We start from the raw sequence: 17515 nt of genomic DNA, 5'->3' as shown, positions 1-17515 counted from the left end.
CCCTACGCCTATTATTAGGTAGAACAGATATAGAAAGATAACAAGAGAAGTAAGCTGTGACCGTTAGAGTTCGGATTGCACCAAGTCCTACTGGAAATTTACACATTGGTACGGCGAGAACGGCTGTATTTAACTGGCTGTTTGCTCGACATCATGGTGGCAAATTCATTCTGCGAATCGAAGACACAGATGAAATGCGATCGCGCCCCGAATATACTCAGAACATCCTTGATGGTTTGAGCTGGCTGGGGCTCAATTGGGATGAAGGGCCACTATTTCAATCAAAGCGCCTCGATCTCTATCGGCAAGCCATTCAAACCTTGCTAGATAAAGGCTTTGCCTATCGCTGTTATACCAGCGAAGGCGAACTGGAGGAAATGAGGGAAGCTCAGAAAGCAAGAAAAGAAGCTCCCCGCTACGACAACCGCCACCGCAACCTGACACCAGAGCAGCAAACTGCCTATGAAGCAGAAGGTCGCCGCCCGGTGATTCGCTTCAAAATAGATGATGACAGAGAAATTGCCTGGAATGACCTGGTGCGGGGAAGAGTGAGCTGGAAAGCCAGCGATCTTGGCGGCGACATGGTGATTGCGCGTGCGTCAGATAATCCTATTGGTCAGCCGCTTTACAATTTGGCAGTAGTGGTGGATGACATTGATATGCAAATCACCCATGTCATCCGAGGCGAAGATCATATCGCCAATACAGCCAAACAGATTTTGCTATATGAAGCGCTGGGAACGACTGTACCGGAATTTGCCCACACGCCTTTGATTTTGAATCAAACCGGTCAAAAATTGTCTAAACGAGATGGAGTGACTTCCATTTTCGACTTCAAAAAGATGGGCTACACGGCTCCCGCTTTAGTCAATTACATGACGTTGCTGGGATGGACAGCGCCAGACTCGACTAAGGAAATCTTTACCCTGGAAGAAGCGGCTAAAGAGTTTAGCTTTGAGCGCGTCAACAAGGCTGGGGCGAAGTTTGACTGGGATAAGCTGAATTGGCTCAACAGTCAGTATCTGCACAAAATGCCAGTGGATGAGCTGTTAGAGCAGTTGATTCCCTATTGGCAAGAAGCGGGGTATGAATTCGATCCGGTAAGCGATCGCCCTTGGCTAGAAAAGCTGACTTCCCTGTTGGGAGCAAGTTTGGTTCGGTTGCAAGATGCAGTCGAGATGAGTCGAATTTTCTTTAGCCAAACCGTAGCTTACAGCGAAGAAGCACTAACCCAATTACAGCAAGAAGGCAGTGATACCGCTTTTTCTGGGATTCTGAATGCCTTAGAAAATCATCAATCTCTAAGCGTAGAGGTAGCTCAAGACATCATCAAACAGGTGACAAAAGAGAAAAACCTGAAGAAAGGGTTAGTGATGCGAAGTCTCAGAGCCGCCCTTACCGGAGAACTTCACGGCCCCGACCTGATGGAATCTTGGGCGATATTGAATCAACGGGGACTGGATAAGTTGCGCTTAAACCAAGCGCTGGAAAAGTAAAAAGTAAAAAGGCAAAAGGCAACAGAAAGAAATTGTTTTTTGCCTTTTTTCTTTAATCTTTTGCCTTTTTCTGCGGAACTCAGTCTGGGAGAGGCGCGTCACTGCTAATTTCAATCCTTAATAGGTATTGAAACCCCGTCCCGCTAAAATACTACACCAATTTATGAATAAGTCTAATAACCAAGGTGCCTTTGGTAGAGTAGTGAGGATGTACAAACCCGTACCCAATCTAAGGGAACGATTACTAGGAAAGCCTGTCAGGGCAACCTTTACCAGCTTAGCCCTGATAACACTTGGGCTAATTAGCCTTTCCAAAGTGCAAGCCCAGTCAGTACAATCTCCCCCCATATTCGAGAATGTCACCCTTGGCCCCAGGTTTTCTCCTGACCCCCTGACCATTCGCGGCATTAGCGGCGGTGAAGTGTCAGCAGCAAAAATCGCTGGTCGCCAAGAAACCGCCACTGGGCCTTGTGTTGGTTTTACAGACGAAAAGCCTGACCATACAGTGGTTCTGACTTCGTTTTTTAACTATCTAGCAATCGAAGTCCAAAGCCCCGAAGACACAACCATAGTCATCAAAGGCCCTGGTGGCAGTTGGTGCAACGATGAGTATCAAGGGAAAAATCCTGGGCTTGCTGGACAATGGCAACCTGGTACTTATGGAATTTGGGTGGGTTCCTACGACAAAAGTAAGTTTCACCCCTACATCATCAAAATTAGTGAAGTAAACTTGCTCAATCCAGGCCCCTTCCGGCGTTAATTACCTGCGGCTACCAGTCGCCACCGCCACCGCCGCCGCCACTACTGCCGCCGCCAAAATCGCTGCTGCTACAGTCAGTGCTATAACTACTGACATCTGAACTCCAGCTACTGCTGCTAGTGTCGGAACTAATACTGCTGGTAGTGTCACTGTTGGTGCCTGAACTCCAGCTACTGCTGCTAGTGTCGGAACTAATACTGCTGGTAGTGTCACTGTTGCTACCAGAACTCCAGCCGCTGTAGCTTTCGGTACTTGATGTGCAAGCAGTGGACGTGCTGGCGCTCATCGTCTGAGTGGTGACAGGAGGGGGAGATACACAAGGAATTGTCTCCTCAGTTTCCCAGGAATAAGAACAGCAGTGACATCGTTGAGTAACTTGGCGGATGCGTTGACTGTGGATGGTGGCAGATTGCAGAATGCGATCGCTACGTTCGACAGTTAGTTCTTGACAAGTGGGACAATTGCTGAATCGGTTAAAAACCGTAATATAGCCGCGAATATGGATTCCCGATCCGGTTAGATCCGGATAACAATTGGAACATTGCCAACCTTCAAATTTAACGCTACCAAGGTTTTGGGCAACTTGCTCGGCTTGACTCAGGTAAGGTAGCACTACAGTTGAGTCTAGTTTTTGCATCAGTTGAGAGCAAACCGAACAAGCTACGTTTTGAGAGCAACCCCAAAGATTGGAACTACGCGATCGCCCTGTCGGTTCCATTAACACCGGACGGTTGAACCAGCGAACCAGACTACGGAGGATTGCCAGCACGACAAGGAAAATTATCCCGCCTATCACCACAAAACCGACAATTTCAACCAAAAAATTACGATCGGCAGAAACAATTTGCGGTTGATAAGCCTTTAAAGCTACAACTAACGCTTGCGTTCCAGCCATTGTGCCGCCATTAAAGTCGCCCGTTTTAAAGCGGGGTGTAATTTCTTGCTGGATGATATTGCTTACCCGCGCATCAGGCAGAATTGACTCAACGCCATACCCGGTTTCAATTTCGACTCGGCGATCGCTTTGAGAAATTAACAGCAGCACCCCGTTATTCTGGTCTTTTTTGCCAATACCCCAGTTATTAAACAAAGCAGTGGCAAATGCTTTAGGAGTCTTTTGGGGCTGAGTCTGCGCCACTGTGACAACAGCTAATTCAGTACCATTTTGGGCTTCTAGCTGGGAAATGAGAGAATTAATTTTTGTTTCAGTCTCAGGACTCAGCATATTGGCGGCATCTGTAACCCAGCCGCCATAAGTCCGGCGGGGATTGGGAACATCCTGCACAGTTAGACTTTGGCTAACTGCTGGCACACTAGCAACCGTCAAAATCAGTAAACTAGACCAACCCATCTGTTTAAGCATATTTTTGCTGGCTTGGCAAGAAGGCACCTAGGGGATATAAACCACATTTTTCGCGAGCAATATTCCAGAATGTTGATGAACGCTTGTAGGCTATATATGAGATAAATTTGAGTTTAAAGAGCTGTGACGTTCAAAATTGGTTTATTAGGACTGGGGACAGTCGGCATGGGTACGGCGGAGATTTTGCTAGATCCGCGATCGCGTCATCCGCTGCTTTCTGAGATAGAGATTTATCGAGTGGGAGTGCGATCGCTTGACAAACCCCGACCTGTACAACTGCCAGAAGCCCTCCTGACAACGGATTTAGAGAGTATAGTCAGCGATCCAAATATTGATATTGTGGTGGAGGTAATTGGGGGATTGGAACCAGCGCGATCGCTAATATTAAAAGCGATCACCAGTGGTAAGCACGTAGTCACTGCTAATAAAGCAGTAATTTCCCGATACGGAGATGAAATTTATACCGCTGCTAATCAGGCGGGTGTTTATGTGATGCTAGAGGCAGCTGTAGGCGGCGGCATCCCGGTGATTCAACCCCTGAAGCAGGCGCTAGGTGTCAACCGAATTCACTCGGTCACAGGCATTGTTAACGGCACAACTAACTACATTCTCAGCCGGATGCAAACTGAGGGGGGAGAATTTGGCCATATTTTGGCAGATGCCCAGCAACTAGGTTACGCCGAAGCCGATCCAACTGCTGATGTAGACGGTTTAGATGCCGCCGATAAGATAGCGATTCTGGCTTCCTTGGCGTTTGGGGGACGGATTAAACTGCCAGAGGTCTACTGTGAGGGAATTTCTAAGGTAAGTGCAGCAGATATTGCTTACGCAGAAAAATTAGGGTTTGTAATTAAATTACTAGCGATCGCAAAACGGGGACTGGAGGAAGAATCAAAGCAATCCCCTCTGTCAGTAAGAGTTCATCCCACCCTTGTCCCTAAGACGCATCCCCTCGCCAGTATCAGTGGTGTCTACAACGCTATCCTCGTAGAAGGCGAACCGATTGGGCAAGTAATGTTTTACGGACGGGGTGCGGGTTCTGGCCCCACTGCCAGCGCCGTTGTGTCGGATATTTTAAATATTGCCGCCGTTTTGAAAAGCACTCCCAACGCGCAGATGCTTCATCCACTATTAAGTTGTTCCCATCAAGATTATTGCGCGATCGCGCCGATAGATGAGCTAGTAACGCGGTTTTACGCCCGGTTTCTGACCTTGGATCGTCCAGGGGTAATTGGCAAATTGGGAACAAGTTTCGGCAACCACAATGTTAGCCTCGAATCCGTTGTCCAGACTGGCATTCATAACGAACTTGCCGAAATTGTCGTCGTTACTCACGATGTCCGAGAAGGAAATTTTAGACAAGCCCTGAATGAAATTCGTACCCTGGATACCATAGACAGTATTCCCAGCATTTTACGAGTTTTATGAATAGGCAACAGGCAACAAGTGACAGGCAAAAATTCCGGTTTTTTTTTCCTGTTTCCCTTCCAAATTCTAGGATGGGCAAGATGCCTACCTTCGTAGGAATGGCTTTTTGCCTTGTTCTAGCAATGTCGGAAAATTCAGCTGTCGCTGATGAGATTTTCCCTGCACCCCCCCCGTCAATCCAGGGAACACCAGGGATAACTGAATCACTTTGCCCAAAGCCAGCCCTAGATCGCGTGACTCGTCATACAGTTGTCGCTGGTGAAACTCTGCAAAGCATTGCCAGTAAATACAATCTCATCTCTGCTACCCTCATGGGAATGAACCCGTCTTTACGACGAGGCAAAGCACCAGTAGGGGCAGAAATTTTGATTCCTCCCTACAATGGCATTCGCGTCCAAGTTCCTACCGGGAAAACTTGGGAAGATGTAGCCAAAACCTACCGAATCCGGGCGGATGTACTATATGAGGTGAACGGTTGCCAGAAAAATCCTAGAGTTGTATTTGTACCTGGGGTAAATTGGTCGCCTCCAAGTCTCGCTGGACGTAATAACCGGAAACTAGCCCAGTATCCCTTACCCACAACGGCAGCGATCGCGCTTGGTTATGGCTGGCAGATAAATCCTGTTAGCAATGAAGTCGCTTTTCATAGCGGTATAGATTTGTTAGCCGAAACTGGGACACCTGTACTGGCAGTAGATCCGGGGACTGTAGCCTTTGCTGGCGATCGCGGAAATTACGGAAATTTAGTAGTCATTAATCATTCCGGAGGTCGTCAAACCCGTTATGCCCACCTTGCCACAATTGATGTAAGTCTTGGCGAAAAAGTTAACCAGGGAGATGTCCTGGGAACAGTTGGTTCCACAGGACTCCCTGATTTAGACAAACCCCATCTGCATTTTGAGTTGCGCTACAACTCTAATTTAGGCTGGGTGGCACAAGATCCACAACCTTACCTTCGTCCAGTAGCTGTTAATAGATTCTAGGTAATGGGTATTCAGAGCTACTTTACCTATTACCCATTACCCATTACCAATCCCACACACCTAAGAAGCATCTCACGCCTTTTTATAGATGCGGATATAGTCAATATCCAAGTAAGTCGGGAACACATTCGTTGTTTGAGGACATCCTGAAAAGCTGCCGCAGTCACCGACAAGATCCCCCACTGACAGCACCATTGGAAAAGCCGGAAACTTTTGTGTGGTAGTAAACTTTTGCACACCATCGACAAGCCATGTCAATTTTCCGGGTTCCCAAATCACCGTGTACTCGTGAAACTTGTTGGTGTAGTCTGATTCATAAAGCTTAGAAACTTCAGTCTTGTGTTTACCTGATGCTGAATAATGCTGCGTAAAGATGTTTTCGTTTGGCAAGCTTCCCCTGACTTCAGCAAAGTCGATTTCTGGGGGCCATTTAAAGTCCTTCCGCCACAGAGAAATGTAGCCTTGAGTGCCTGCACCTTGAGGCATACGCGCCCTGACTACCCAACGTCCGTAGGTTTGTGCTGTTAGTTGGGTAAAACCCCCAGCAGTGTAAGGATACAGAATTCCATTTTTGGTTACGTTTTCTTTGGCAATTTTGAGGCGCAAATATCCGTCTTGTACGATGAGTGCTGAGTCTCCATTCCACCACGAAACCGCCCCTCCTGTACTTGGTTTACCCCAGTATCGGACGTATTTTGATTTATCGAGGGTACCGGAGTTGAACTCATCGTTAAATGTCATAGTCCAGCCGGGAATGTTGCGAACGCTTCTGGTTTTTGAACCCTTTGCCGAAACTGTTCCACTAAATATGGAAACGGCTAAAAACAGAGAAAAAAGCAGAATAAGGAAAACTCTTTGTTTTTTCATGCCTAGAAATAGTTAACGGTTTCTCGACGGCAAACAACAGTCTAATTAACCTTTCTAACTTGGTTAATATTTACCGGAAATTGCCCAATAAATCTGCCAGAAGAAATAAATTTCTATTTCGCAGAATCCCAATACAGGGAATTGTTTTAATGCAAATATCCGCGCAGGAAGTGCAAAGGTATGCAAAGAGTTATAGTTACTCTTTTGTCCTTTGCAATTACTTCTGCATCCTCTGCGTTAAGACGCTCTTTTCTACTTGAAAAATTCGTAAGCCCCAATGTCATACTTCAGCCCTAGAGGTCGGCTCGATCCTGCATAATCATTGGTGACTTGAGTAAGCGTAGTACCCGCTTCAATTGCTGGTGAACCAAGCTTCAGCTTGTAGTCAGTTGCTACCGTAGTTCCCAGATTAACAAGCAGCGGATTCGCGGTGATATCGCCAGTACCCCCAGCAATACCAGCACTACCACCGTACCAAGCATTATTCCGAAATGCTAATCCAGTTTTGGCTGGAATTTCTGTCATCGCAACGCCGCCAGTTTGATAGAAAATGTTGTTGGCAATTAGGTTATTTGTATGCCCAGAATCATTATGGATTAGGAGAATAGCTCGTGTTGCTTTGTAAAATGTGTTGTTAGCAATGACAAAGTTTTTCAAGCCTCCGCCTCTCCCATAATTTGAAAAATAGGCAAAGCCTGTATTCCCCCCAATGACAATGTTGTTGCGGATTTTGATGTTGTTGATCGGGTTGGAAAATCCATAGTATTCATTAGCTGCTTGAATACCACTGGCAGGTTTACCGTCTCGGAAGAAATTTGTGTTGTTGGTGGTGTAAATACGATTGCGTTCTACTGTAATGTTGCTGGCGTTGTCCAGGTACAGATTCACACTGTAGTTGTCATGTACATTATTACCAGAGGCAACACCGCCGTTGGTGAGAACAAAGTCGATTCCCTCGCCATAGTTCTGATACACGTGGTTGTTGCTGATGGTTATGTTGCTTGCCATAGTGCTGCCTATCCCTTGGGGCCATCCACCAGTAAGGTTGCGGCTTTTATTTACCAGGCAATTTGAGTAAACGGTGTTGCCAATGATCCGGATGTTTGATGCTGTGGTCATATCTCTGTCGAAACCGACAAAAATACCGTTTTTGTAGGAGTTGTAAATGACGTTGTTGAGAATTTGGATGTTCTTTCCACCCCATGACACAATGCCTATAGATTTGGCGTTTTTGAGTTCAAAGCCTTTAAAAATGTTGTATGTGCCAGCTACATTCACCAGGTTGCTGTTGCTTGGAGTTCGAGTGCTATCTAAGATTGCTTTCTCACCTGGATAGGATTGGTAACTAATTGGCGCACTGGAGGTGCCGATGCTGCCGATGTATTGTTCGTTAGAAAAAGTGTAGGTGCCTCCCCGAACATATACTGTGTCGCCTGGCTTTGCCTTGGTAGCTGCGTGGGTGATGGTGGCAAAGGGGCTGTTCTGACTTCCAAGATTATTATTACTACCATTGGTTGCAACGTAGTAGGTGGTAATAGCTAGTCCTGGTTTTGCAAGTCCGAGACTAACAATGGAGACAGTAAGAGTTAACAGCAGACGCGATCCAGAAGACTTAATTTGAGACATTTTTTTCCTTTTCGGAAAACAACAAGAAAGCTAGACATGAATCTGCTGTGCGTGTTTATGAAGCTTCATAAGAACTTCATAAAACCGATTTGCTAAATCCTAGCTGTCATTAATAGCGCTTGAGATCCGCAATTTCACGGTCATGCTTTTTAAAGAAATGATGAACTTCAGTACAAACTCGCTTTGATTCCCAGTGTCTTTTTGTAGTTGCAACTTACATTAGAAAAATAATTTCTTAGAAGTTGACAAAGATGCCTCAAACTGTAGGCGATAAAAAACGCAGGTAAGCGATCGCAGCTTCACCCCTATCAAGGTGTAATCCCAGAGAATTTAAGCGTTTTAGCACTCGTTATTTTTACCAAATTGCCAACTATTGACAATTGGTTCAAATCATGGTGAAGTCACTTTTCGGGTGCATAAAACTCACAAAAAGAGGATTCTCAGCGATCGCAAGATTTTAAAACCTTCTGTGGCCCCTCGCTGATGCCTAATGGGAGTTGTATAGTTCGATGCACTCCTTGGCGGACTTATTCCAGCTTTTGTAGTAGCGATCGCTTCTAGCAGCACAAGTTTTTAGGAGTAGATAAAAAGCTACCTGACTCCACTCCCCAGCCGGATTTTTTAATGCAAAGAGCGCTTTCGTAAACCTTCTGAATATGCAGAGAAATCTTTTTGCACATTGAGAGCGATTACTTCTGCATCGTTTGCATTAAAAAATTATTCTTGTCTACTTAAAAAATTCGTAAGCCCCAATGTCATGCTTTTGCCCTAGGGGTCGGCTCGATCCCGCATAATCATTAGGGACTTCACTAAGCTTAGTACCAGCCTCAATTAATGGCGAACCGACTTTTAACTGGTAGTCACTTGCCACCAGAGAACCCAGATTTAGTAACATCGGGTTTGCGTTCACGTCGCCGCTACCCGCAGCAACACCCGCACTGCCACCGAACCAAGCATTATTCTGAAATGTCGATTTAGTTTTGTCTGACATTTCCGTCATCTCGCCATCGCCAGTTTGGTAGAAAATGTTGTTGGCAATTAGATTACTCTTATGCCCTTTATCATCTTCGATGAGAAGCATGGCTCGCCCCGCTTTGTAAAACGTGTTGTTGGCAATGACAAAGTTTTTCATGCCCCCGCCGTTGCCATAGCTTGAATAGTAAGCGAAGCCTGTAATGCCCCCGATGACAATATTGTTGCGGATTGTGATGTCCTTGACTGGATTGGAAGATCCATAAGGTTCATTAGCTGCCTGAATCCCGCTAGCTGGTTTACCGTAACGGTAAAATTCCGTATTGTTGGTGGTGTAAATGAGGTTTCGCTCTACTGTGATATCAGTGGCGTTATCCAGGTACAGATTCACGCTGTAGTTGTCATGCACCTTATTACCAGAGGCAACACCGCCGTCGGTGAGAACAATGCCGATTCCCTCACCATAGTTCTCATACACATGGTTATTGCTGATGGTTATGTTACTCGCCATACTGCTGCCGATAGCTTGCGGCCATCCACCATCTGTGTTACGGCTCTTATTAACTAGGCAATTTGAGTATACGGTGTTGTTTTTGATCTGGATGTTTGAGGCGGTGGTCATATTTTTGTCGTAACCGACAAAGATAGCGTTCCGGTGAGAGTCCTGAATGACGTTGTTGAGGATTTGGATATTCTTGCCACCCCAGGAGACAATTCCGACAAATTTAGCGTTGTCTAGTTCAAAGCCCTTGAAGATGTTATGGCTGCCAGCTACGTTCACTATGTTGGTGTTGCTTGGTGTTCGAGAGCCATCTAGGATTACTTTCTCCCCTGGATAAGATTGGTAGCTTATCGGATTGCTGGAGGTGCCGACGCTGCCGATGTATTGTTCTTGAGAAAACCTGTAGGTGCCTCCTCGGACATATACCGTATCGCCTGGGTCTGCCTTGGTAGCTGCGTGGGTGATGGTGGCAAATGGACTGTTTTGGCTCCCAGAATTGCTATCACTACCATTGGTTGCAACGTAGTAGGTGGTTATAGCTAGTCCTGGTTTTGCAAGTCCGAGGCTAATAACGGGGGCGGCAAGAATCAACAGCAGTCGCGATCCAGAAGACTGTATTTTAGACATTTTTTTCCTCTTCGGAAAAGAACAAGAAAGCTAGACATGACTCTGCTGGGCGGTTTTATGAAGCTTCATAAGAACTTCATAAAATCGGTCTGCTAAATCCTAGCTGTAGTTAATACCTATTGAGATCCGCGATTCTACTGTCATACTTTCGGAAGAAACGATGAATTTCAATAAAAACTGGCTTTATTTTTAGGCTGTTTCTGTAGTCACCGCTTGCGTTTGAAAAAATGTTACACAGAATCTAAGCAAGAGTGCGTAAACTGTAGTTCATATAAATAATATATATAAGCGATCGCTGTCCAGCTCGAACCAGCTGTAACCCCAAAAAGTATGGTGCTTGTAGCGCTTTTTATTGCCCCTAAATCAAGAATTATGAGGGATAACCTTAGCTTATGGCTGGATTTTCGGGCTGGTGCGTTACTGTGACAAAGAGTGCATCCTATGCGCTCGCAAGGTTTTCAAGGCTTTGTCACCCACTTTGACAGGGTTGGGGATCGCGATCGCTACATTCCCAACAAAAAACCCCCTAGAGTAGGGGGTTTTTATCATGCGTGCTTTTGGTGACTACGTATTTACTAACTCAGGCTGTTTCTGCGAGCCCGATGGCTCCTCGGTGATGCCGTACATGGAGTTGTATAGTTTGACATACTCCTTGGCGGACGTATCCCAACTGAAGTCCATCTGCATTCCCCGCTTCTGCAACTCCTGCCACTGAGGTTTGAAGCGGAAGCCTTCCCAAGCTCGTACCATGCAGGTATAGAGGTCTAGGGGTTCGTAGCGATCGAAGCAGTAACCAGTGCCAGCGTGTTGCATTGGGTCGTGGAATGAAACCGTATCGACTAAGCCACCAGTGCGCCGCACAATCGGTACGCAACCGTAACGCATAGATAACATTTGGCTAATGCCGCAAGGCTCGAAGCGGCTGGGCATCAGGAAGGCATCTGAGCCAGCGTAGATGCGTCGCGCGAGGGCATCGTTATAGAGTAAGTAGTTTGCCATGCGACCTGGGAAACGAGATGCCATCTGCCACATTTGGGTTTCATAGTAGCGATCGCCCGTACCCAGCAGCACAAACTGAGCGTCAGTATACGACATGAACCGATCGAGCATCTGAATCACCAGATCGATGCCCTTCTGCTCCACCAGTCGCGTTACCATGCCAATTAAAAAGGCATTTTTGTTAACTTCTAAGCCGACTTCTTCTTGCAGTGCAATCTTGTTAGCTTGGCGTTTGTCAAGGGTATCGATGGTGAAAGTCTGTGCGATGTATTTATCAGTGGCGGGGTCATAAACCTCGGTGTCGATGCCGTTGACAATGCCGGATAACTTACCACTGATGAAAGACAGTAAGCCTTCCAAAGTTTCGCCATACGCCGCAGTTTGGATCTGCTGGGCATAGGTGGGAGAAACGGTGTTCACCTTGTTAGCAAACTGCACCGCTGCTGCCATCGTGTTGTGACCCTGCATATACCAGGGACACCAGGTAATTTTTTCTAAATACCAGCGCCACGGCCCTTGATAAGCCAAGTTGTGAATGGTGAAGACACTGGTGATATCGGGATCTTGGTGCATCCACACTGGAATCATGCCAGTGTGCCAATCGTGGCAATGGATAATTTGCGGTTTCCAATAGTTCCAGCAAAACTCTGCTGCACCGTTGGCAAACAGGGTGAACCGCCAGTCTTCATCTTCCCCAGAATAAATGCGGCGGGGCAGGAAGGCAGGATGGCCAAATAGATAAAGCGGCACATCGGTTCCAGGCAGAACGCTTTCGTAAACGTCGAAAGACTGGAACATGGCAGAACCCGACCAGATAGGATCTTTGGGGATCTCCATTTTGTCGGGCAACATACCGTAGTAGGGCATGAATATTCGCACATCATGCCCCATTTTTCGCAGAATTTTTGGTAAGGCACCAACTACATCGCCCATCCCACCAACTTTGGCGATGGGGGCTGCTTCAGCTGCAACAAACAGAATTCGCATGATTGCTCGCGTTTCCTGAAATATTTTGTTACATCATACCGAGTCTGGGGATCGGCTACCCAATTTTGGATCTTTGATTTGGGATTTTGGATTAATGACCGCGCCCAACTTCAGTAAAAATCTCTTCTAAAATTGCAGAAGCTCCCTGTTCCCGTAACAGATGGGCAAGTTGAATCCCTAGTTGTTCGGCATCGCTAGCAGCACCGCTAAGGGTATCTTTAATCATTCGCTTGCCGTCCAGGCTGGCAACCATCCCCGTTAAGGTGAGCGTATCGCCGTCAATCTGAGTATTAACCCCGATTGGTACTTGACAACCGCCCTCTAATGTCCGGAGAAAGGCTCTTTCAGCGTAGCAGCGTTGAGCAGTGGGTTTATGCTCTAGTGCTTTGAGTAGATCCAGAATTTCGGTGTCACCCTCGCGGCATTCAATGCCTAAAGCGCCTTGTCCAACGGCGTGAAGAGAAATTTCAGCAGGTATGACTTGATGGATGCGATCGCTCATATCCAGCCGTTGCAACCCAGCCACAGCTAAAATAATTGCGTCGTACTCGCCAGTATCCAGTTTTGCCAACCTAGTATTCAGGTTGCCCCGGATATCTTTAAACGATAGGTGAGGATAGTGGTGGCGCAGCTGTGCCAGCCGCCGTAGGGAAGATGTTCCCACTACAGCACCTTCAGGCAGGGTGTCGAGTTGCTTATCTTTGTGCTTTTCATGCACCACGAGGGCATCAGCCGGATTTTCCCGTTCGCTGACGCATCCTAAAACCAACCCTTCTGGCAAGTTGGTAGGCAAATCTTTCAGGGAATGTACCGCAAAGTCTGTCTCGTGGTTGAGCATTCCCACTTCGAGTTCTTTGGTAAATAGTCCCTTATCACCAATCTTGGCTAAGGCAACATCTAGAATTTTGTCACCTTGAGTCGCCATTGTGTGGACTTCAAAGGTGCAATCTGGAAAGTGTTTCTGGAGTTGTGCTTGCACCCAGTAAGTCTGGACGAGTGCGAGTTGGCTTTTACGAGAACCGATGCGGATGGTACGGGTAGGACTGGAAACTGTAGGGGACATATAGCGATCGCCTGAACACAGCAAATAAAGTCACCTCATCTAGACTACCTCAGGCGTGACTGTAATAAGCCTGGAATTTGATGCCAACGCTCTCAATATAAGTTAAGTAATATGAATTCTCCCTGATGCTGGAAGCGAGGCAGTCATCGCTGATTTAGGTCTGGCAGTGACAGCATAATTGACAGAGCGATCGCCTGAATACAGCAAATAAAGTCACCTCATCTAGACTACCGCTGGCATGACTTCTATAGGCTTGTGCGATGACCCGATACAGTAAAAACAGTAGGCTCTACTTAACGATTGTTAGTAATGCTCTCAATTTTTCGGCTAAAGTACCCCGTTGAGCAAACCAATCCGCCTCTTGCTCCAAGGGAAACTCTACCAACAATGTACGATTTACCCAGTGAAAATTCGGAGAACCGGGTTTGCCTAAAGAGTTTCACGATTTGCCATCCCAACTGTTAAGCTTTACCTCTTGTCCCCCCAACTATCGACCAGAACGGATATTCAGCGCCAGTAACTTAAATCTTTCCTACGATTTCCATCACCAAAACTGGTATAAACGGCCTGATTGGGTTAGAGCCGTATAGGTTTTTGAAGCAAATACAATTATTTAAAATGAGCGCTCGCCACAACTGCCTCTAATACGTTATATGTGAGTGGCTTGACTTTCCTAAATAGCCTGGAGTTTGACAATGAGCTTAAAAGAGAATGAAATGTTGGAGCAAATCGCCCAACTTATCGCTAGTTTGCCCAGCGATTACCTGCTACAGCCCGATCTGATGACAGATGACCAACTTAGTGAATGGCATGAATCAAGAAATACCCAGCTCCTAATTGCTGAATGCTGGAAAGCAAAATTTATCACCAAACAGGGCGATCCCATTGCTGAGGCTAGAGATAGAAAAGAAATTTCACAACATAATCACGATTTGATAAATTTGACAGCCAATCGTTACAAAGCTCAGTGGGAGTTTATCGAATCGGTTGAAAAGTATGTTAGAAAAGGAAATTCTGAGCCGCAACATCTTTTAAGCTTTGCTGAATCACAGCCTAAAACAGTGATTCAGCTATGGCATAGAAATATTAAATTGTTTTCTCGTCAAGAGTATCCTTTTAAATCTGCCTATGAGCTATTTAAAGAAACTTTAGTAGAAGAAATAGACGGTAGATTCTTATGGTGTCGGAAAGACTACTACGTTGTTACCACTAAAAAATGGAGAGAAGCAACTAAGCAATTAAGCAAAATTTTGGAAGAAGAAACTTATGATGAAATTAATTCTCACTTCAATTCGGTAAAATCCCAAAAGTTAATAAGCAAGCTTGGTAGACACAATCTTGATTTTTCATGGCTAGATATGACTCTCTTTGTAGGCGAATTAGCAGCAGTTAATGCTCCATTATTAAAGAATAAATTAATTAACTTTAAGCAATCCTTAAGCAATTGCTTAAAGTTAGCCACCACTGCTAGCCGCGAACTTCGTGGATTTCAATGGAAAAAAGGGAAAGTGGTTTACGCTTCTAAAAAGGGTGGAGTCTACCCCGAAATTTAACAAAAGTTCACATCAGGATCAAGTTTCATCTACCGCCAGGAAAGAAAACCTATTTTGGAAAAGTCAGCCCTAAACCTTACTGAGGTGGACTTTTTCATGATTTATATCTTGCTGCTTCCACAACAAGAACTTGATGTAGTTACCCAGCTATACTGCTGTATGAATCAGATTGAAGAGCTTGAAGCTCAAGTAAATTACCTGGAAGCAGAAAACTCTAGTTTGAGGATGACTATCCGCGAACTGCAATGTCGTGTTGATCCATACTCTCCAGATGGGGATGCAATTTGCAATTCGCCTTGGTAATTGCAAATCCAGTAGTCCTCAACCCTCGTAGGAGCTAGGGTTATTTCTTTGATACAAAGCAGAATATATCCAGTTGCAGAGGTTGAGTTGGAATGCAGCGATCGCATTCTTCACTATTTCATTTAAGTAGTGCGATCGCACTCTCAATTTACTTATTTGTATCAGCAAGATAACTTTCTAATTGTGCTGTACGCTGTCTTGTCGTCTCTGCAAGACATCCACTGTAAATCATCGGTTCCATTGTTCCCCCCTCAACTTCACTTCTCTCAAAAGCACAACTGCTATCTCGAAACTTGATCCATGTCTGTTGTGCAGTAATCAGTTTCTGGCGGCGGGAGCTTGTCAACTTTGGCAGGAGTCGCTGGTAAACTTGGTTGAGCCTTCTGTCAGCGGCTTGATAAGACAACCCAGCACAAGCGTTCATTTCTGCTTGAGTTTGAGGATTGTTACAGTTAGGGCGTTGAGCTATGTGTACGCCTGTTACATCAGTTGTTGCATCTGCCATTGCTGGGGCGGTGGTGCCTAAACTGATTAGAGTTGCTACACCTACAAGCGCGGGTAATACGGGTAATAACTGACGCATAGCCAAATTTTTAACTCAGTGTAAGTGTAGTCATAACATAACCCAAATGCGATCGCTCTCTTATGGATGGTCGCGATACGCTTACGTCTTTATGCTTCCTCTGAATTTGGTTCGGTTTGTACTTAAACATCATTTGTATAGAAAAAACTTTTTATACTGGTAATTTCCCGATATTGTAGAAATTATTTGTAATAAATCATAAAAAAGTGTACATATCCATGCACGAAAAGCTTGCTGTCCTTAAAGTTTCACTGGTTCTCAGTGCTTTCACTACCTTTTCTTTGGGTCTATCTTCTGCCAATGCAGCTATATTAGTCGGCAATACCACAGGTAACAACGTACTGCTGTTTGACGAACAGAGTGGAGCATATCTTGGAGATTTCATCACTCCTGGTACGGGTGGATTAATTGCACCAGATGACTTGAACTTCGGCCCTGACGACAACTTTTACGTCTCTAGTGGAAACACCCCAGAAACTTCTGCCATCCTTCGCTACAACGGAAAGACGGGGAAATTTATTGATGTTTTCGCCTCTGGCGGCGGCTTATTTCGTCCTTATGGTAATGCGTTTGGCCCCGATGGTTATCTCTACGTCAGTAGTTTCCTCAGTGACCAAATCCTCCGTTATGACGGAAAAACGGGAGATTTTATTGATGTTTTCGCCTCTGGAAATGGTCAAGCAGGCGGATTAAACGGGCCGAACGGCTTACTTTTCGGTTCTGATGGCAGCCTCTATGTCACTACTCAGGGTAGTATTGCTGTTAACGGCAATCCCACTTTTTCGGGACTCCCCAGTCAAGTGCTGCGGTTTGATCTGAAAACAAAAACTTCTACGGTGTTTATCGAACAGCCAACACCATCACCAGACAGTCTTGGCTTTGTTAGTTTGCTGGGATTAGCTTTTGGTTCTAATAGCGATCTCTTTGTCAGTGATTTCGCTAACGACATCAGACGTTACGACTTGAACACAGGGATGCAGATTGATGTTTTATCAACCAATTACACCGAGACAGTTCCGAGTAGCAATTTCATCGGTAACTTGACCTTTGGCGTTGATGATATTCTCTACACTGTAGGCTTTGACATAAATACTAACTTTGGCACCATCCTTCGTTATGACGGAGTTACAGGAGAACCCTTACCCTCACCGGGTAATAATGGTTCTATTTTTGTACCCACCAGTAATAAGTTATTGCGTCCTATCGGTATAGCTTACACTTCGCAACCGCTTAATATTTCAGTCCCAGAACCTGCTACGACGGCTGGTTTATTGACGTTAGGCGCTTTATTCCCTGCTTGGCGGCGACAACGCCAACGTTCAGTTGTTAAGTAAGTACGGACGTAACCAAAAATAGTTTTTGAGCGCGATCGCACTTTTTCCCCGGTTCATTTTGCTATTAGC

The 17515-nt window shown here is 45.6% G+C and carries 14 protein-coding genes and 1 pseudogene; 8 read left to right on the top strand and 7 right to left on the bottom strand.

The genetic code is table 11. The features are described 5' to 3' along the window. Window positions 1–56: 56 nt before the first annotated feature. Together gltX and NDI42_RS11010 are read left to right on the top strand one after the other, a co-directional pair. The gene (gene gltX / locus NDI42_RS11015) at window positions 57–1496 is read left to right on the top strand and encodes a glutamate--tRNA ligase (protein ID WP_190459103.1); all 1440 of its coding nucleotides are present in this window, start codon (window positions 57–59) and stop codon (window positions 1494–1496) included. 163 nt (window positions 1497–1659) lie between these two features. After that, the gene (locus tag NDI42_RS11010; RefSeq protein WP_242017819.1) at window positions 1660–2256 is read left to right on the top strand and encodes a hypothetical protein; all 597 of its coding nucleotides are present in this window, start codon (window positions 1660–1662) and stop codon (window positions 2254–2256) included. Window positions 2257–2266: 10 nt separating this feature from the next. On the opposite strand, the gene NDI42_RS11005 is transcribed toward NDI42_RS11010, so the two are convergent. Further along, window positions 2267–3619, bottom strand: a complete 1353-nt coding sequence (locus tag NDI42_RS11005) for a TPM domain-containing protein (protein ID WP_190459099.1) — start codon at window positions 3617–3619, stop codon at window positions 2267–2269. Between the two features lie 123 nt (window positions 3620–3742). Here NDI42_RS11005 and NDI42_RS11000 point away from each other — a divergent pair, with 123 nt between their 5' ends. Together NDI42_RS11000 and NDI42_RS10995 are read left to right on the top strand one after the other, a co-directional pair. Beyond that, the gene (locus NDI42_RS11000) at window positions 3743–5047 is read left to right on the top strand and encodes a homoserine dehydrogenase (protein WP_190459097.1); all 1305 of its coding nucleotides are present in this window, start codon (window positions 3743–3745) and stop codon (window positions 5045–5047) included. 80 nt (window positions 5048–5127) lie between these two features. Then, window positions 5128–6030: a LysM peptidoglycan-binding domain-containing M23 family metallopeptidase gene (locus NDI42_RS10995; RefSeq protein ID WP_242017818.1), complete on the top strand. Its 903-nt coding sequence runs from the start codon at window positions 5128–5130 to the stop codon at window positions 6028–6030. Window positions 6031–6102: 72 nt separating this feature from the next. Here the strand turns inward: NDI42_RS10995 and NDI42_RS10990 are convergent, their stop codons facing one another. The 5 genes from NDI42_RS10990 to hemC all read right to left on the bottom strand — a co-directional run bounded on the left by NDI42_RS10990 (window position 6103) and on the right by hemC (window position 13673). Further along, window positions 6103–6771 (bottom strand): glycoside hydrolase family 16 protein, encoded by a 669-nt coding sequence (locus NDI42_RS10990; protein ID WP_190459096.1) that lies wholly within the window; start codon window positions 6769–6771, stop codon window positions 6103–6105. A gap of 378 nt (window positions 6772–7149) precedes the next feature. After that, window positions 7150–8523 (bottom strand): right-handed parallel beta-helix repeat-containing protein, encoded by a 1374-nt coding sequence (locus tag NDI42_RS10985; protein ID WP_190459091.1) that lies wholly within the window; start codon window positions 8521–8523, stop codon window positions 7150–7152. Window positions 8524–9250: 727 nt separating this feature from the next. Then, window positions 9251–10624 carry a right-handed parallel beta-helix repeat-containing protein gene (locus NDI42_RS10980; protein ID WP_190459089.1) on the bottom strand — a complete coding sequence of 458 codons (1374 nt, stop codon included), beginning with the start codon at window positions 10622–10624 and terminating at the stop codon, window positions 9251–9253. A 564-nt stretch (window positions 10625–11188) separates the two neighbouring features. Further along, a complete protein-coding gene (gene glgA, locus NDI42_RS10975; protein ID WP_190459086.1) occupies window positions 11189–12610 on the bottom strand; it encodes a glycogen synthase GlgA in 1422 nt (473 codons plus the stop codon). A 91-nt stretch (window positions 12611–12701) separates the two neighbouring features. Continuing rightward, on the bottom strand, window positions 12702–13673 hold the full coding sequence (gene hemC, locus NDI42_RS10970) for a hydroxymethylbilane synthase (RefSeq protein WP_190459085.1): 972 nt from the start codon (window positions 13671–13673) through the stop codon (window positions 12702–12704). A 309-nt stretch (window positions 13674–13982) separates the two neighbouring features. Here hemC and NDI42_RS10965 point away from each other — a divergent pair. From NDI42_RS10965 to NDI42_RS10955, 3 genes and pseudogenes are all read left to right on the top strand, one after another. After that, window positions 13983–14260 (top strand): annotated as a pseudogene (locus NDI42_RS10965) (Uma2 family endonuclease); the annotation flags it as partial. Window positions 14261–14368: 108 nt separating this feature from the next. Beyond that, window positions 14369–15226: a hypothetical protein gene (locus NDI42_RS10960; protein ID WP_190459084.1), complete on the top strand. Its 858-nt coding sequence runs from the start codon at window positions 14369–14371 to the stop codon at window positions 15224–15226. Window positions 15227–15322: 96 nt separating this feature from the next. After that, window positions 15323–15529 carry a hypothetical protein gene (locus NDI42_RS10955; RefSeq protein ID WP_190459082.1) on the top strand — a complete coding sequence of 69 codons (207 nt, stop codon included), beginning with the start codon at window positions 15323–15325 and terminating at the stop codon, window positions 15527–15529. A gap of 148 nt (window positions 15530–15677) precedes the next feature. Here NDI42_RS10955 and NDI42_RS10950 read toward each other — a convergent pair whose 3' ends face one another. Further along, window positions 15678–16034 (bottom strand): lysozyme inhibitor LprI family protein, encoded by a 357-nt coding sequence (locus NDI42_RS10950; RefSeq protein ID WP_431191430.1) that lies wholly within the window; start codon window positions 16032–16034, stop codon window positions 15678–15680. A gap of 296 nt (window positions 16035–16330) precedes the next feature. On the opposite strand from NDI42_RS10950, the gene NDI42_RS10945 reads away from it, so the two are divergent. After that, entirely contained in the window at window positions 16331–17446 is a 1116-nt protein-coding gene (locus tag NDI42_RS10945; RefSeq protein ID WP_190459078.1) for a Vgb family protein, read from the top strand. Window positions 17447–17515: the final 69 nt, after the last annotated feature.

It is taken from the genome of Funiculus sociatus GB2-C1, assembly GCF_039962115.1.
GTDB classification, from domain to species: domain Bacteria; phylum Cyanobacteriota; class Cyanobacteriia; order Cyanobacteriales; family FACHB-T130; genus Funiculus; species Funiculus sociatus.
The sequence above is the reverse complement of the archived record's forward strand: the minus strand, read 5'-3'. Positions and strand labels throughout refer to the sequence as shown.